Here is a 505-nt window from a genome sequence, read left to right as displayed (position 1 = left end):
CCAGTCACTAAGTACATAAACACGAACAATACATTAATGGGTTTTACAAAGTAGATAAGACGGTGAAGCAAATCCATACGATAATTAATCACTTTCCAGGGACAAAGTTGGTAGCGTAAGACCAGGCGTTGTTAGCCACAGGATCTGCCAAGTGATCAAACAAGTTCTCGATGGGACCTTTACCAGTAACAATGGCTTGAACAAAGAATCCAAACATCGAGAACATGGCAAGACGTCCGTTCTTGAGCTCCTTAACCTTCAACTCAGCGAAGGCCTCTGGGTCCTCCGCCAGATTCAACGGGTCGAACGCACCTCCGGGGTAAAGCGGGTCAAGACCTTCTCCGAGAGGACCACCTCCGATTCTGTACCCTTCGATGAAGCCCATGAGAACAACTTGACAAGCCCAGATGGCTAGGATGCTTTGCGCGTGGATCAAGTTAGGGTACAGAATCGGAGGTGGTCCTCTCGGAGAAGGTCTTGACCCGCTTTACCCCGGAGGTGCGTT

Annotated in this window: 1 protein-coding gene; it reads right to left on the bottom strand. The window is 49.3% G+C overall.

The window, feature by feature from the left end; translation table 11 throughout:
- Nucleotides 1–88: 88 nt before the first annotated feature.
- Nucleotides 89–436, bottom strand: a complete 348-nt coding sequence (locus KQI88_RS17895; protein ID WP_281417677.1) for a chlorophyll a/b-binding protein — start codon at nt 434–436, stop codon at nt 89–91.
- Between the last annotated feature and the right edge of the window lie 69 nt (nt 437–505).

The sequence above is a fragment of the Alkaliphilus flagellatus genome, from assembly GCF_018919215.1.
GTDB classification, from domain to species: domain Bacteria; phylum Bacillota; class Clostridia; order Peptostreptococcales; family Natronincolaceae; genus Alkaliphilus_B; species Alkaliphilus_B flagellatus.
The sequence above is the reverse complement of the archived record's forward strand: the minus strand, read 5'-3'. Positions and strand labels throughout refer to the sequence as shown.